Source organism: Pseudanabaena sp. UWO310 (genome assembly GCF_006861605.1).
GTDB lineage: Bacteria > Cyanobacteriota > Cyanobacteriia > Pseudanabaenales > Pseudanabaenaceae > Pseudanabaena.
In genome coordinates this window covers 57423-74488 of the sequence record NZ_SELU01000022.1, presented here as the reverse complement: position 1 = coordinate 74488, position 17066 = coordinate 57423, and the positions used below count along the sequence as shown (strand labels likewise).

The following is a 17066-nucleotide window of genomic DNA, read 5'->3' as shown; positions in this document are numbered from 1 at the left end:
AAATCGTCTCGACTTCCTCGTGCTGCTCTTGGATCTGGGACTTCCTTGAGATAATCTATAAGGCTTTTACTCATTTTCTACTTCATTTACTGATTTTGCTTCAATTATGCCTTGATTTCGGTTTATATGACTTAATTAATATCCTTAGTATCTACTTACTCTTTCTTGAAATAGCCCTGCCTTTTTAAGGGGGGCTGGGGGGGATCTAGTGAATTCTTAAATGGTTTCTTAGATGCATCTAGAAAAGAATATCCAAATAGAGTTATGGCGCGAAGCGCCATAACTCTATGCTAATTATCCCTCTTGGCAAGACCGTAACTTCTGCCTGAAAAATAGAAGTAAAACGATACCAGTTAACAATCCGTAAATTGCACCAACGAGGAGAGTCAAAAAATACCCTAGGCTCTGCATTAACTGACTACCGATCATGACACTGAGATACCAACTGAACGTAGTCCCGACTACCCACCACCCCGATTGCCTAAAGCTATGTTTGAGGATCGTCCATTGAGCAAATCCTATCGACAGTCCACGCAAGCAAGCATAGACAGCCAAAAGATCCACCGCCTCCCCATAGGTCACGGACAACCAAAAACTCGCCCAAGAACTAAAGGCTCCACCCAAAGTACCACCTACTAGGGTCACCCATAGCCAACCCATACCCAAAATTCGTTTTCTGAGTACCAACCACTGGGCAAGGGCGATCGCCATGCTCATGACTAAGAAACTTAAGATCACTCCCAGATTGCCAGAAATGTAATCGGTGACAAAAGCACTGATTTTTCCACCAACGGCATAGGAGATCGCCGTAGCAAAAATCCACTGTAGCAAGAAATCCCAATCGAGTTTCTTGCTTATCGCTTTTAACCTAAACTTGTTTAACAAGGATTTGAGCCTAATATTTTGAGCTTAATAAATGCGCAGACTATACTTTCTATTACCAGGAACGACCGATCGCTTTGCTTGTGGGGGATTGTGGGCGGAGCTAAAAACTCTAGAATTAGTTAAAAAAGTTTGTCCTGCGGAGGTTGTCACCTATCGCCAGCGGGAAAAGGGGCATTTATGGCTAGATGATCTATTGAGTTCTCAGAATAAATCTAAAGACTTATCTAAAGACTTAGAAGATGTAATTTTCGTGATGAGTTGGGGGTTTGATGTCGCGAAACTGGCAGCAAAACTAAAATCTTTCAATGCGGTTTATCATGCCCACAGCGCAGGTTATGGGTTTAACTTACCCTCAAGTGTGCCAATTATTACGGTGAGTCGCAATACCCTTGGCTATTGGGGACAGCGATCGCCGCACTCATTATTATATTATTTGCCCAATGAGATTTCCCCTAAATTTTGCGATTTTCATGCCTTGGGAAATAATTTAACAAATGCATGGGGCGATCGCGATATTGATATATTGGTTCAGGCAAGGAAATCTTCGAGCTATCTACTCAATCAATTAATTCCCGCTCTTCAAAAACAATGTCGCGTGGAAGTAATCGATCGCTATGTAGAAGACTTAGAAGGACTATTCAATCGCGCCAAGATTTATCTATACGATTCTGCCGAATATTGGGCAGTTCAAGGGGTGACAGAGGGTTTTGGGCTACAACCGATGGAGGCTCTTGCCTGCGGATGTCAAGTTTTCTCCAGTGTCAATCACGGCTTGTCTGATTATTTAGATCCTGCTTTTAATTGCTACAAGATCGCAGGATATTCTCCAGAATTCGATGTGCAACGTATTATGAAAGTCCTTAATAGCGGACAAAGGCTATCCTTATCCCCACAGGTCTTAGATGAATACCGAGCAGAAAATATTACCGCTCGTTTGGTCGTAATTTTACAGGAGTTAAACGATTTTTTCGATCTCAAACCCTTCGTACAGCAGCATATCCTTGACTTAGGTTATCGAGAAATCTTAAAACTGCGATCGCAAAAAATATTTGCCAAACTATTTACTAAATTAAAAAAGAAATTGAAGTTTTAATAAAATCTACAGAATGGGTAGCGCCGCTACCCATTCTGTACAAAAAGATTGTCCAGTCCTAGCTATCTTTTACGTTGCTATAGCTGTCGCCAAGTGTATTAGGACATAAACCCCAAGAATTGACTGGCGGCGCGAAGCGCCGCCAGTCAATTCTTGGGGTTTGATTCGTCCTCATTCAAGTGACTGTAGCTATATAAGTTGCTAAAACCCAAAACCTAAACAGATTTAATGCAAGCTTAGCTTGCATTAAATCTGTTTAGGTTTCCTATTTAATTGCGCCTAGTAACTCGATCCCCATATTTCTCATCTGCAATTTTGGGGCTGGATAGACAATTGTTAAGTATTACGTCAAAAGATTACGCTTCGTATATAGGTATATATTACAAGAACGTCTGTATGATAAGTTCTATATCGAAAGTTATAGAAAAAACTTATTTAATCTAAGTAAATCTAAATAATCTAAGCGAAAGTAAAGATTAGTCAAGAAAAACTCATATTTAGTTTGCATTCATATATCACATGAGAGGTAACGTGGTGACTAACAATAAATCTGTAGCGCTAAAACAAATTGATGTTCAAGGCGATTTAAGTGAATATGTCGCACATTTGCAGTTACACATGGCTTTACAAGCTCGTAACCTCGTCCCGAATTTGAGTGGCGATCGCACTCAAGATAGCCGTAGCAGGATGCTATCTAGTACCCAAGCCGATTTCGAGAGATTAGCTTCTCGCCTGTAATTGTCAAAAATTATCAAACATCAAAAAAGGAGTTGCAAAGCAACTCCTTTTTTAAGCGCTTTTTAAGCGCTTTTTAAGCGCTTAGGGGGGCTTAAGCCCATTTGTCCATAGATTTTTTGGCACAATAGAAAAGTATTATCAACAGAAGTGGGCAAAGCTTGCTGCTGTTTGTGGAAAAAATCTATTTTGAGGTGTCATGCAAGCTGAGACGTTAGATCTGTTGGAATGGAATCGTTTATGTCAGCATTTATCAACATTTACAACGACAAAGCTGGGAGCGATCGCGGCAGCGCATATACCCATACCCAATCGCTATGAAGAAACGTTAGAACTACTCACCCAAACTAAAGAAGCCTATGCCCTAGAGGAGCGAAATGCGGGTGTTTCTCTAGATGGGATCCAAAATATTACGGAAGCAGTATTTCGCGCTGAGAAACAGGGGATTTTGTCAGCTCTAGAACTATGGGCGATCGCTACGACTTTGGCAGGAGCGCGAAATCTTCGCCGTCAATTAGACAATGCTGATTACTGCCCAAATTTACAGATACTTGCCAGCGATCTGCGCACCTATCCTGATGTGGAACAGGAAATTTATCGCTGTATTGATGAAGGGGGAAATGTACTCGATCGCGCCTCGGAGCGTCTCGGCGAAATTCGCCATGAATTAACCTCGGTACGCGATCAAATTATGACTAAGCTGCAAAACATCATGCAGCGCAATGCTAGCTCGTTACAGGAGCAGATTATCACTCAACGCAACGATCGCTATGTTTTATCGGTCAAATCTCCGCAACGCGATCGCGTGCCAGGAGTCATTCACGACACCTCTAGCACAGGAATGACTCTTTTTGTGGAACCAAATTCGATCGTGCAGTCCAATAATCGGCTCAGGCAATTGCTAAAAATGGAGCAAGCCCAGATCGAGATAATTTTGACGGAACTAAGCGCCAAAATTACGGCGATCGCAGAAGATTTGCAAAGATTGCTAATTATCGTTACCAAAATCGATCTGGCGGTGGCGCGGGCGCGTTATGCCTATTGGCTAGGAGGCAATCCGCCGCATTTTCTTGATCAGGAGGCGATCGTTTTGCGCCAATTACGCCATCCTTTACTGGTATGGCAACAGAAAAACGAGGAAGGTCGCGAAGTCGTACCTGTGGATGTGTTGATTTCCCCACAGATTTCTGTCGTCGTCATCACGGGACCTAATACTGGTGGCAAAACTGCAACCCTAAAAACTTTTGGCTTAGCAGCTCTCATGGCAAAGGCGGGCCTGTTCATTCCTGCCAAGGAACCTGTGGAAATGCCTTGGTTCGATCTTGTCCTTGCCGATATTGGTGACGAGCAGTCATTACAACAAAATCTTTCGACTTTTTCGGGACATATCCGCCGTATTGGCAGAATCCTCGCAGCCCTCTCGCCGCAATCCCTAGTTCTTCTGGATGAGGTAGGTGCGGGAACTGATCCCTCGGAAGGCAGTGCGATCGCCACAGCTTTGTTGGAATATCTGGGCGAACATTCACGGCTCGCGATCGCGACAACCCACTTCGGCGAACTCAAGGCACTGAAATATCAAAATCCGAAATTTGAAAATGCCTCGGTCGAATTTGATGATGCATCCCTTGCGCCAACCTATCGCCTACTATGGGGAATTCCTGGTCGTTCTAACGCCTTGGCGATCGCAGGACGGTTAGGATTACCACAGGACATTCTCGCAGCCGCTCAGGTGCGCGTGGGTATCGGTTCTGCCGAGATGAATGATGTGATTGCCGAACTGGAAGCCCAGCGTCGCGAACAAACCCAAAAGACCGAAGCAGCCGCCCACTTACTCGTCGAAACCGAACGCTTACATAAGGAAATTCTGGATCGTGCCGAAATGATGCGATCGCAGGCGAAGGAACTGCGCGAGCGCCAAGAAAAAGAGGTCAATGCCGCGATCGCTCAAGCCCAAAAGGAAGTAGGAAGGGTGATTCGCAAATTGCAGCAGGGTGAGCAAGCGGCGACGGATGTCCAGCATACCGAAAGAAGGATCGAGGAGCTGACGAAACGTCATTTGCCAGAAAGACCACCCGAAAAGCCTAAATTAACCCTAAATATTGGCGATCGGGTGCGCATTCCCAAATTTGGCAAAATCGCGCAAGTCCTGACAGTTCCCAATGGTGCGGGGGATTTTTCCGTGCGGCTCGGTCAGATGAAGCTATCGGTAAATTTGAGCGATACCGAGCCGATCTAGACAATCTAAGTTATAGCTACAGTCACTTGAATGAGGACAGATCAAACCCCAAGAATTGAGTGGCGGCGCGAAGCGCCGCCACTCAATTCTTGGGGTTTATGTCCTAATACATTTGGCGACAGCTATATTTAAATTTTCTGCGCCTATTTTCTGCCCTCGTTCCCTTGAAATATGTTGCAATTTTTTCAATTTGAAGCCGAGTTTGTTGATTCGCTCCGATGTATCCCCATGCAGGTTCGCTATAAATTAGATACCTGTGGAGTCAAACTAAAACTGCAACATTGGCATAGTTTTTCACCCCGCCAACGTCAAGAACTGATCGAACTACCCTGTGAAACCGAAGCAGAGGTGAAAAACTATCGCGAAAACCTGCGATCGCAAGTTTTTCAAATTTTTCAAACCTATCCCAGCGATCTCCCCATCGAAACGCCACCTGCTTGGCAGCTCTTAGCGATCCCCAGCGATGTTCAAGACCAAGCGCAGACATTAAACTTAGCGATCGCGCCAGCCCAATGGCAAAGTCTCAACCCATTACAACGTTTTGTCCTCATTAAACTCAGCACTTCCCATCACGAAAACAATAATTTTTTACCTGCCTTACAAGAATTTGGGATTTTATCCAAATTAACATCATCACCCAAGAATTGATGGGCGACGCTTCGCGTCGCCCATCAATTCTTGGGTGATGGCAGCTATAAAACTTACTGCGGTATTTATACCAATTCCCGAAAGTGTGACAACACTTTTGGGAATTAGACACCAAACCCAGTAGGGTTTTGAGATTTCCAAAATGGCAACGCCATTTTGGAAATTGGTATTAGAGTGAAACGTTAAAGAGGAGCTTGCTTAGCAAGCTCCTCTTTAGGGACTAATTGAAACAGCCTAATGCAAGTAGATCTACGAGAGTTGACTCAACCTGTAGCCAACACCATGAATCGTCTCAATTAAATTATGAGGCGCACCAGCACCCTTCAACTTATTCCGCAGACTCTTGATCGTAGCGTTGATCGTATCCTCTCTAGGGGGATCGGTCAGCGACCAAACATGCTCGACAATCGTGATCCGTTTTAGAACTTGACGACCATGATGGAGCAACAACTCAAGAATGTTGTACTCCTTGGGAGTCAAATGCACGGACTGACCTGTATAGGACACCTCATGCATTCCAGGATCGAGTTGCAGTTCTCCCCAGCGTAAAACCGTAGGTTCTGCAATCTGAGCGCGACGCGACAGGGCTCGAATCCGAGCCATCAATTCAGGGGGATCGATGGGCTTGACGAGATAGTCGTCAGCACCAGCATCTAACCCCTGAACCTTATCGGTGCTCATATCTAGAGCGGTAACCATCAAAATCGGCACATTATTACCATGGGCGCGTAAGCGACGACATAGGTTAATGCCATCTAGCTTTGGCAGCATGACATCTAACAAGATCAGGTTGTAATCGTCAGCTTGAGATTTCTCCCAGCCTTCCTCCCCATCTCTTGCGATATCTACAACACAGTGCTGACTTGTTAACACTTCGGCTAACGTATCAGCCAAATTAGCATCATCTTCTACAAGGAGAATTCTCATTGGATCGAACAAATCTTAGTTAGTTAGTTTAGATAGTTGTTAATTGCATATTAACGGATACCTTTGCAGGTTTATGAAGAATATGAACTTTATAAATCTCGTTAACACGATTCAACCCTATCTATTTGCATCATATACGAAAGATCGAATGTTTTTTCATATATGCAAAAATTTTAAGTATTATTGCGATAATAACATCTAACTAGGTAGACGCAATTAAATATAAAACGCAAAAAACTGAGGCTTGCGCTGTGCAATCACCACAGGTTTTTTTTAATTATGCCCAGTGGCTTATGTGAGGCTCAATCTCGTTGTTTACTGGTGGAAAAATCTTGTTTGCCTTAAATCAACGAACTATAAACTTTTGCCAATAATTTGCCAATAATGATTTTGGGGCTCATTGGCTTGGGCTAAAAATAGCCCTATTGTTTTTAGCCCAAGCCCTAGGACGATGCAAGTTTTTCTATAACCAAAGGATGATTAACATCGCAGTGCCGCCAATCATCTTTGGGAGAGATCCTATACGAATTGGATGAGGCTCCGACTTCGCCCATCTGGATCTGTATGAGGGAATAAAACCCAAAAGAGGGTTGCCGCGCGGAGCGCGGCAACCCTCTTTTGGGTTTTGATGTTAACTTTCTCCCATATTTGTGTGACGCTTGCATCGTTGCTAAGTTAAATTGAGTCTACAAAGAGTTCCACAATCTAAAAAATTTCCGTTAAAAAATGGCTACGAATCTATCTACTTTTAATACAGCTACATCTCAAGAAGTTTTTGCTAAAGCTAAACATCTCATGCCTGGTGGTGTGAGTTCTCCTGTGCGTGCTTTCAAATCCGTAGGTGGCGAACCGATCGTGTTCGATCGCGTTAATGGTGCTTATGCATGGGACATTGATGGCAATAAGTACATTGATTACATTGGCTCTTGGGGACCTGCGATCGTGGGACATTCCCATCCTGAAGTCATCGAAGCACTACACAAAGCCCTCGAAAAAGGCACTAGCTTTGGTGCACCCTGCGTCCTCGAAAACCAACTTGCGGAAATGGTGATCGAAGCCGTACCAAGCGTGGAAATGGTGCGCTTTGTCAATTCAGGTACTGAAGCCTGTATGTCAGTTCTGCGCCTAATGCGCGCCTTTACTGGTCGCGATAAAATCATTAAGTTTGAAGGTTGCTATCACGGTCACGCAGATATGTTTTTGGTTAAGGCAGGTTCTGGGGTAGCTACCCTTGGTTTGCCCGACTCTCCTGGAGTGCCCAAGTCCACAACTGCAAATACCTTAACTGCTCCCTACAATGACCTCGAAGCTGTCAAAAAGTTATTTGCAGAAAATCCCGATCAAATCTCTGGTGTGATCATCGAGCCTGTGGTTGGTAACGCAGGTTGCATTGTTCCCAAAGATGGATTCTTGCAAGGCTTAAAAGACCTTTGTAAAGCAAATGGGGCTTTGTTGGTATTTGATGAAGTGATGACAGGCTTCCGTCTCTCCTACGGTGGCGCACAGGCTCGTTTTGGTGTTACCCCCGACTTGACCACTATGGGTAAAGTCATCGGTGGTGGGTTGCCTGTCGGAGCCTATGGTGGTCGTAAGGACATCATGTCAATGGTTGCTCCTGCTGGTCCAATGTATCAGGCTGGAACATTATCGGGTAATCCCTTAGCCATGACCGCAGGCATTAAAACTATGGAAATCCTGAAGCGGGCGGGCTCCTACGAATATCTAGAGCAGATTACTAAGAAGTTGGCGGAAGGCATGTTGGCGATCGCCCATGAAACTGGACATGCGGCAACGGGTAACATTGTCGGAGCGATGTTCGGGATGTTCTTCACCAGTCAGCAAGTTTATGACTATGAAGATGCCAAAACCAGCGATACAGCCAAGTTTGCCAAATTCCATCGCGGAATGCTAGAGCATGGTGTATACCTAGCTCCTTCGCAGTTTGAGGCTGGTTTTACATCCCTTGCCCATACTGACGCAGATGTGGAAGCAACCTTAGCCGCAACCCGTGCCGTTTTGTCGCAAATCCCTGTCTAGAATATTTTTGATGAGATGAGCTAGCTTTGCTCATCTCATCAAAAAAAGTTCACGGAGTTACAGCTTTCGCAAAAATTCATTTACAATGTTGTGTATTCTTTTTAGACCCATAAGTTGACTAAATCTACCTCACCTTAATGAGTCCAGAAAACCTAAGCATTGAACTTTTTCCTACACAAAACCGATGCTGACAGAAAACTCAACTGCTAGTACTAAATCTAATAATGGTAATTACAATGGCTCCCCTATGGCAGCCCCAAAAGCCGATTACTATATGAGCTTGCATAAAGAGCTAGACCATCTTGAAGAAATGGTGCTTGAAAGTGGTCCTCGCGTCATGGGACACACTGTCATTGATGAAGAGAAACTTTGTCAGCAGATCGATCGAGTCAGGCTCTCTGTCCCAGATTCTATCGCCAAAGCCGAAGAGATTCTGCTCTATAAACAGGATTTAGTTGCCGAAGCTCAGCAATATGCTGAAGATTTAATTAAGTCTGCTGAGTTACGGGCTAGTCAGCTTTTAGAAGAATCGCTGATCGTTCGCCAAGCCGAGCAGGAAGCTAATCAAATTCGTCGTGAACTCCAAGAGGAATGTGAGCAAATACGATCGCAGACCCTCAATGAAGTTAACCAAATGCGCCGACAAGCCCAAAAAGATCTCGATATGTTGCATCAAAGGGTAACGGGCGAAGTTCAAGATATGCAGCGAGGAGCTGATGAATATAGCGATCGCGTTTTAGGCAATCTCGAAACACAACTAATCGACATGATCAAGATTGTCCAAAATGGTCGTAAAGAGTTGCGACTATAGATCATCAGAAGATCATCAGATCATCGAGATCGACAGAGCGACTATAAATTATGGATTTGGGCGTTTTGTCCCTTTCTTCCCATTATGGGGATTAACATTACCAATAGTTGACCAGTTATCTTTTTTGCTACTACTGGGGGTTGTACGGTTGTGAGGTTTTACTCTAGTTCCGTCCTTTTTGACGTAACCATTTATCGACATACTTCTCACTTTCTTTTGGCTAATTTTGGCGCTTTCTGACCAAGCAGAATCAACCAAAAGTAAAAGTGTCACTAAACCGCTAGTCAGACCGCATAAAACAAACACAAGTATTTTCATATATAAATCACATATAAATTGGAAATGCAATTAGCTTAATGATAATACATCGTGTAAATAGATAAACGTACGCAAACCTAAAAACACTATACTCAATTAATTTCACCCGTAATACCAAAGCTGAAAATGGCGTAGCCATTTTCAGCTTTGGTATTACGGGTTGCAAAGCGTCGTAATTCTATGCCTTGGGGGTTATGTTTTAACCTCCTTGGCTATAGCAATAAATAAAGACTCCTTCTTAATGGGCTTCTCTTTGGATAGATATTTGCGATCGCCTCACCCCATTGATTAAGGATCGTGGTAAGTTAAGTTTAGTTAAGAAATTATTTTGAACATCAGGCTCTTTGCTATATGAAATCATCTTGGAGAACTGCATTGCTATGGTTACTGCCCATAGCGATCATCGGTTTCTTTGGATGGCAAACATTGGTTGCCCGTCCAGCCCCCAGTCGTCCAACCGTAAATGCGGCTAATACCCGTATTGCCTATGGACGATTTCTTGAATACCTCGACGAACATCGGGTACGCAAGGTTGATATTTTTGATGGTGGTCGCACAGCAGTAATCGTAGCAAGCGATCCCCAGATTGAAGGTAAAGAACAACGGGCTAGAGTTGATTTGCCTCTGTATGCGCCAGAATTGATGGATAAACTCAATGAAGGTGGCGTAGATCTCGCCATTTATCCTCCCAGCAACAATAGTGCCATCTGGGGTTTTGTTAGTAATTTAATTTTCCCAGTTGCCTTGCTCGCAGGGTTATTCTTTTTGTTTCGTCGTTCCAACCAGATGGGCGGGCCGGGACAAGCAATGGACTTCGGAAAATCCAAGGCTCGATTTGCGATGGATGCTGAGACTGGCGTGAAGTTTGACGATGTTGCGGGTATCGAAGAAGCCAAGGAAGAATTGCAAGAAGTTGTAACGTTTTTGAAAAAGCCCGAACGTTTTACAGCTGTGGGTGCAAAGATTCCCAAGGGTGTTCTGTTAATTGGTCCTCCTGGAACGGGTAAAACTTTACTAGCCAAAGCGATCGCTGGTGAAGCAGGTGTACCTTTCTTCTCAGTATCTGGTTCGGAATTTGTAGAAATGTTTGTCGGTGTCGGTGCTTCCCGCGTCCGCGACCTGTTTAAAAAGGCAAAGGAAAATGCGCCTTGCATCATCTTTATTGATGAAATTGACGCAGTTGGTCGGCAACGTGGCGCTGGTATTGGCGGCGGCAATGATGAAAGAGAACAGACCCTCAACCAAATCCTTACGGAAATGGATGGGTTTGAAGGCAATTCGGGCGTAATCGTCATTGCGGCAACTAACCGAGCCGATGTACTAGACTCCGCACTACTCCGTCCAGGTCGCTTTGATCGCCAAATCGGTGTTGATCCACCCGACATTAAGGGACGTTTGCAGGTTCTCAATGTTCATGCCCGCGACAAAAAGATTAGCCCCGAAGTATCGCTTGAAGCGATCGCCCGTCGCACCCCTGGATTTGCTGGTGCTGACCTTGCGAACTTGCTAAATGAGGCAGCAATTCTGACGGCTCGTCGTCGTAAAGATGCCATGACAATGGCAGAAATCGATGATGCCGTAGATCGGATTATTGCAGGGCTTGAAGGAAAAGCCCTCATCGATAGCCGCAACAAGCGTTTGATTGCCTATCATGAAGTCGGTCATGCGATCGTCGGAACCTTGCTCAAGGATCACGATCCCGTTCAAAAAGTAACTCTTATCCCCAGAGGACAAGCAGCTGGTTTGACATGGTTCACCCCCGATGAAGAACAAACCCTAGTATCACGCGGTCAAATTCTGGCGCGGATTACGGCGGCTCTAGGTGGTCGTGCTGCGGAAGAAGCAGTATTCGGCGCGGCTGAGGTTACGACGGGTGCAGGCGGAGATCTGCAACAGGTTAGCGGTATGGCTCGTCAGATGGTAACTCGTTTTGGTATGTCAAATATTGGACAGTTAGCTCTTGAAGGTCAAAGTTCGGAAGTATTTCTCGGACGCAGTATGGGCGGCGGTTCGCAATATTCGGAAGATATCTCCGCTAAGATTGACCAACAAGTTCGCGAAATCGTGCAGAAGTGCTATCACACGGCTTTGCAAATTGTTTATGAAAATCGGGCGGCGATCGATCGCGTTGTCGATCTTCTTGTTGAGGCAGAAACCCTTGATGGCGAAGAATTCCGTCGGATCATCTCTGAGTACACTGCTGTTCCTGCAAAAGAACGCTTTGTCCCACATATCTAACGTGAGTTCGGGATAATTTGAAACGAGCTTTGAGAAAGGGTTTGCTACGCAAACCCTTTCTCAAAGCCCAAAAGTAAAAGCCTTGCGTAGCAAGGCTTTTACTTTTGGGCTTTTATACCAAGTTATACCCCACATTCCGCTCTTATTTTACTGAAAAAAGTATTTAGAAAACAAATCCTTATACAGTAAGTATTTTGAGCTTTGTCAGCAAAAATATCACTATCTTAATACTTTAAATAGTGATGCACTAATAGGAATTAATATCATTAATTTTTCCAAAAATCACTGAAACCCTCATTGTCTCGTTTTAAATATTTTTAGGCTTCCATTACGAGCGGAATGTGGGTTATACCAATTCACGAAAGTGTGACAACACTTTTGTGAATTAAAAACCAAACCCAGTAAGGGTTTTTAAAGCTCAAAATGGTTACGCCATTTTGAGCTTCGGCAGTTAAGAAATGGCTACGCCATTTCTTAACTTGGTATTATTCGAGATCCTTGGGGAAGGGGCGATCGTCGAGCAGGGCTTCTAAATCAGCAAACTCATCGCTATTATCATTGGTCTCAACCTTGGGGATTTCTGGAGGTTCACTAGCTGATTTGTTAGTGACTTTTTCGCCAATATTTAGCTCCTCTAGTCTTGCTAAAAACTTATCAACTAAAAATTCCTGCACCAAATATTTAGGATCTTTTGGGGTTTGTGATTCACTCGTAGCAGAAATCTCCGTTGTATTTGTATCAACACCTTGCACCGAGGCATCGAGATCGTTAGCAACAATTTCGACATTATCTTTAGCGATATCTTTAGCGATCGCTTCTGCGGCTGACTCAATGTTTAAATTAAGCGACTCGTTGGCAGTTTCCTCGGAAATTGCGTCAGTTTCTTCCGAAGCATCTCCTAGATATTCTTGCAGAATATTTTCAACATAGTCATTGAAGGCGATAAGCTCATCTAGCTCATCATCAAAGCCTTTAGCTTCAATCAATTCGCTATCAATCAATTCACTATCGACTAATTCGCTATCAATATTTAGCTCTTGAATATTTAGCGCTTGGGGACTCTCTTCATCATCCTTGGTAACTACAGGAGCATTAACGATTGCTGTCTCTAAAACAAGATCTTGAAGATCTTCAGGTTCTAAATTTACCTCTACTAAAGATTCAGCCGCAATTTCTTGAACGGTAGATTGCCATGAAGTTTCTATTCCCTCAATTTCGCTACTGTCTGAATTAAGGACATCTTTTTGTTCATCTTCATCAATATCTATTGTTTTTTCAATAGATCTGACTTGCTTGAACTCAGTTTCAGCAGGTTCTTGGTTTTCAAATTCCTCAACTTCAGGTTGAGATAGAAATGTTTCAACCTGCACATCTGCAAGTAATTCAACTGATAGCAGTTCCTCAGAATGAATAATTTCTTCAGAATGAATAATTTCTTCAGTTAGCTCTATCTCAATTTGAGCTTCTTCAATAACTTCGACAATCTCTGGAGCAGGGACGCTAGACTCAGTAATTATTTCCCTATCTTCTAAAACAACTTCAATAATATTTTCTTCAACGAGACTACTATTTTCTAATTCTGCAATTTCTTCAGCAATCTGGGTTTCTAAATTTAATTCTAAATTCAAATCTAAATTCAAATTTATATCAGCAATGGACTCCGATCGCTCTAGTTTAGTTGGGGCTAATTCAGGTTCTTCAAGTTTGTCATCATCTAAAGTTATCACCCTCTCAGATTCTAGGGGTTCTTCGATATCAGTACTGACCGCGTTCTCAGACTCAATCTCAGACTCAATCTCAGACTCAATCTCAGACTCAATTACAGGTTCAATCTCAGACTCAATTACAGATTCAATCTCAGGCTCGATCGCTTGCTCACTGGTTAGATCTGCGATATTTTCGATATTTTTATCTATATTTTCAGTAATTGCAACTACATCATCGGGCTCAGATTTCTCAGGGTTGGGCAATCCCTGTAGCTTTGGGATGATATCGGATTGGGATTGAGCGGGATCTTGGGGAACGATCGCTTCTTCTGCAAAAAACCTTAATAGCTGGGGCGACTGCCAACCAATCGTCGTAAAACTATTTTTAATTTTTTCTACAGCAAAGGGTTGCAATCCCACTAGCTCCGACTCATCTGTTAACTTGATCCGTAGAGCTGAAACCCCAGATTGCAGCAAAATATTACTTAATAAGAAGAAAATCTCCGCCCAAACTACGCCCAATAAACGTAATCCCGTAGGAAAGGGAGCGATCGCTTGAGCAAGGGGAGCCGCAATATAAATTTTGCAAAAGACGGCACTCATCAGTAGCGCCACTGCTGCCGCGATCCACCCCGTTGTATACCAACCATTGCGGCGTTGCTTGAGGAGCGTCAGGATCTGCCGATCACGATCGCTTAAATCCTGCGCTGGTTTAGACACAAACCATAAACTAAATGGCGATATCGGCTGTTGCCATTGCACCCAAGTCACCAAGGCGATCGCAGGAAACCCTAACAAAAAAATCTCAAACCACTCGGGAAATACGGGATCGCCTACGGCTAAACCAGCCATACTCAAAGCCATTAGCCAAGGCACACCTGCGATAAGCGCAATATTTCCCCAAAGAAAAGGAGCATTGCTGAGCGAGATTGGTTCAGTTGGGTTAGTGCGATGTGGTGATGTCATAGTAGCGAGCCTAAAAAAACTATCCTAAACCTGTGGTTAAGCGTGTCCAGAAACCATCATAAATTTGAAGGGCTTCGGGATCGAGTTTGGTAATGCGATCGCATTTGGCAATAATCGTTTCTGATGGCTCCAAAGCCTTAATTGCTTTGAGATCATCAGGAATCAGAGATTTTGCCAGTTTATTAGTTGTCCCGAAACTATTAGCATCGCTAATTTTGGCCGCAATTTCTGGCTTCATCACATAATTTATCCATGCGTGAGCACCCTCGATATTCGGTGCGCCTCTGGGAATAGCGATCGTATCCGTCCAAATTGATGTGCCATTATTGGGCAAAACATATTTGACATTAGGATTTTGCCGAGACAGACTAATAGCATCCCCTGAAAACGCCATACACATCATTAAATCCCCCGAAGCAAGAGGATCGCGCCATGCATCGGTAGTGAAATTAGCGATCGCGGGCATTAATTCCCGCAATTTTTGAAATGCATGTTCGATCTGGGTCTCCTCTTTACTGTTGTAGGAATAACCAAGGGTATGCAAAGCCATCCCGATCACTTCACGCGGATCGTTGACTAGCGTAATCCGCAACTTATTTTTATGCTGCCACAGGTAACTCCAATCCGTGGGCTCTTCACCCACGATCGACTTCACAGCCTCGACGTTATAGGCAATTCCCGTCGTTCCTAAGCTTACGGGAATGCTAAATATTGCCCCTCGATCGTGGGGTAATTCTAAATAGTTTGTAGCAATATTAGTCAGATTTGGTAACAGTTTTTTGTTGAGGGGGATAAGCAGCTTTTTATCCCGCATCTGCGACACCATATAATCGCTGGGGTAAATGATGCTATACCCCGATCGCCCATTCGAGGTTTCTAGCTTTGCCAGCATAACTTCATTCGCATCATAGGCATCGCCAACCACCTTGATCCCCGTTTCCTTCGTAAATCCCTCCAAAACCTCTTGATTATTAACATAGGTAGCCCAACCATAGAGGTACAGGGTCTTTTTGTCTTGGGTGGCTGGGCGAGTCACGTCCTCACCACCCGCATCGGAAGTTGAGGGGCTCTGATCGAAAATTCCACAGGCAGCGAGAGTAGATGCACTGGCTATAGCTGATGTGGCATAGGCAGTTTGTCTAAGAAATTTTCGCCGAGAGATAAGCATAGATTCTTATTTTGATTAGCTTTTGATTAGCTGGTTAGCTTGGCAAGCATGGACATCGGTAGAGCCTCCGTACTTTACTTTAATATTTAGACTTTAATATTTAGGAGGTAACGGCGGAGACTACAGTCGTCTTGGGCAGGGCAACACAATCTTCAGGCATCCACGAAACATATACCTGACTATCAAAGGGTGGAGTCTTTTCTCCTTGGTGATTGGAGCGGACGAGCATCACTCTGACGGGGGGGACATTTTCACTAGCATGTAAGTCCACGACAAATTGGGAATGATCGCCTAAATACAGTACGTTATTGAGAATGCCCCGATAGGTATTGTAGGGCTGGTTTGGGTATTCGGTGGAGAGCTTGATTTTTTCTGGTCTAACGCTCACCACTGCCTCGGCGATGGGTTGCCAATTGCGGGGCTTAGCAGCGACGATCGCTAAACCCGTGGACGATCGCAATTCGACGAAGGCCCCATCCTGCTCGATGACTCGACATTCAAACAAATTCGTTTCGCCGACAAAGTCAGCAACAAAGGCTGAAGAGGGGCGATCGTAGACTTCCGCAGGCGTGCCAATTTGCTCAATGCGACCTTGGTTCATCACCGCAATTCTAGAGGAAATTGCCAGAGCCTCGCCTTGGTCGTGGGTGACCATAATAAAGGAAATTCCCAGTTCGTACTGCAAGTTAGACAGCTCGACCTGCATTTCCTTACGCAACTTAAAATCGAGCGCCGCCAAAGGCTCATCTAACAAGATCACCTTAGGACGGTTAACGAGGGCACGGGCAAGGGCAACTCGCTGCTGCTGTCCGCCAGATATTTGGCTGGGATAGCGATCGCTCAGGTGGTCGAGACGTACTTGTTTCAGGGCATCCTTAACCCTTTGCTGGATTTCTGACTTCGGAACCCCTTTCACCGTTAAGCCAAAGGCAACATTATTAAAAATGGTCATATGCCCGAAGAGAGCATAACTCTGGAAAACCGTATTCACAGGACGCTGATAAGCCGGGATATAGGTCATCGGGTTGCCTTGGATGAGCACTTCCCCTGCGGATGGTTCCTCAAAGCCTGCTACAAGTCTTAGTAAAGTCGTTTTACCACAACCTGAAGGTCCCAAGATGCTGAAAAGTTCGCCTCTCTGGACTTGTAGATCTACACCTTGGACAACAGTATTTGTCCCAAACATCTTAAATACTCGCTGTAGCTCTACATCGGGAACTGTACCCGTTGAAGTTGCGAACTGTTTAGCAGTGGTTGATTGTGCCATGTTGTAATGCTCAAACGTCTACTAATCCGTG

Annotated in this window: 12 protein-coding genes; 7 read left to right on the top strand and 5 right to left on the bottom strand. The window is 44.3% G+C overall.

Annotation, left to right across the window (positions count from 1 at the left end):
• Positions 1-294 precede the first annotated feature (294 nt).
• Positions 295-885, bottom strand: a complete 591-nt coding sequence (locus PseudUWO310_RS09435; RefSeq protein ID WP_190315966.1) for a hypothetical protein — start codon at positions 883-885, stop codon at positions 295-297.
• 31 nt (positions 886-916) lie between these two features.
• Here PseudUWO310_RS09435 and PseudUWO310_RS09430 point away from each other — a divergent pair, with 31 nt between their 5' ends.
• From PseudUWO310_RS09430 to PseudUWO310_RS09415, 4 genes are all read left to right on the top strand, one after another.
• Positions 917-1978 (top strand): glycosyltransferase, encoded by a 1062-nt coding sequence (locus PseudUWO310_RS09430; protein ID WP_142600408.1) that lies wholly within the window; start codon positions 917-919, stop codon positions 1976-1978.
• A gap of 519 nt (positions 1979-2497) precedes the next feature.
• Positions 2498-2716, top strand: a complete 219-nt coding sequence (locus PseudUWO310_RS09425; RefSeq protein ID WP_055076977.1) for a hypothetical protein — start codon at positions 2498-2500, stop codon at positions 2714-2716.
• Positions 2717-2912: 196 nt separating this feature from the next.
• Positions 2913-4949 carry an endonuclease MutS2 gene (locus PseudUWO310_RS09420; protein ID WP_142600407.1) on the top strand — a complete coding sequence of 679 codons (2037 nt, stop codon included), beginning with the start codon at positions 2913-2915 and terminating at the stop codon, positions 4947-4949.
• A 171-nt stretch (positions 4950-5120) separates the two neighbouring features.
• Positions 5121-5597, top strand: a complete 477-nt coding sequence (locus PseudUWO310_RS09415) for a nitrate reductase associated protein (protein WP_142600406.1) — start codon at positions 5121-5123, stop codon at positions 5595-5597.
• Positions 5598-5846: 249 nt separating this feature from the next.
• On the opposite strand, the gene PseudUWO310_RS09410 is transcribed toward PseudUWO310_RS09415, so the two are convergent.
• On the bottom strand, positions 5847-6524 hold the full coding sequence (locus PseudUWO310_RS09410; protein ID WP_009627775.1) for a response regulator transcription factor: 678 nt from the start codon (positions 6522-6524) through the stop codon (positions 5847-5849).
• Positions 6525-7250: 726 nt separating this feature from the next.
• Here PseudUWO310_RS09410 and hemL point away from each other — a divergent pair.
• The 3 genes from hemL to ftsH all read left to right on the top strand — a co-directional run bounded on the left by hemL (position 7251) and on the right by ftsH (position 11928).
• Positions 7251-8561, top strand: coding sequence for a glutamate-1-semialdehyde 2,1-aminomutase (gene hemL, locus PseudUWO310_RS09405; protein ID WP_142600405.1), 1311 nt, complete (start codon positions 7251-7253; stop codon positions 8559-8561).
• A 184-nt stretch (positions 8562-8745) separates the two neighbouring features.
• A complete protein-coding gene (locus tag PseudUWO310_RS09400) occupies positions 8746-9372 on the top strand; it encodes a hypothetical protein (protein WP_009627773.1) in 627 nt (208 codons plus the stop codon).
• 669 nt (positions 9373-10041) lie between these two features.
• The gene (gene ftsH / locus PseudUWO310_RS09395; protein WP_142600404.1) at positions 10042-11928 is read left to right on the top strand and encodes an ATP-dependent zinc metalloprotease FtsH; all 1887 of its coding nucleotides are present in this window, start codon (positions 10042-10044) and stop codon (positions 11926-11928) included.
• A gap of 485 nt (positions 11929-12413) precedes the next feature.
• Here the strand turns inward: ftsH and PseudUWO310_RS09390 are convergent, their stop codons facing one another.
• The 3 genes from PseudUWO310_RS09390 to PseudUWO310_RS09380 all read right to left on the bottom strand — a co-directional run bounded on the left by PseudUWO310_RS09390 (position 12414) and on the right by PseudUWO310_RS09380 (position 17035).
• A complete protein-coding gene (locus PseudUWO310_RS09390; RefSeq protein ID WP_142600403.1) occupies positions 12414-14600 on the bottom strand; it encodes a low-complexity tail membrane protein in 2187 nt (728 codons plus the stop codon).
• A 19-nt stretch (positions 14601-14619) separates the two neighbouring features.
• Entirely contained in the window at positions 14620-15768 is a 1149-nt protein-coding gene (locus tag PseudUWO310_RS09385; protein WP_142600402.1) for a PotD/PotF family extracellular solute-binding protein, read from the bottom strand.
• 100 nt (positions 15769-15868) lie between these two features.
• On the bottom strand, positions 15869-17035 hold the full coding sequence (locus PseudUWO310_RS09380) for an ABC transporter ATP-binding protein (RefSeq protein WP_142600401.1): 1167 nt from the start codon (positions 17033-17035) through the stop codon (positions 15869-15871).
• Between the last annotated feature and the right edge of the window lie 31 nt (positions 17036-17066).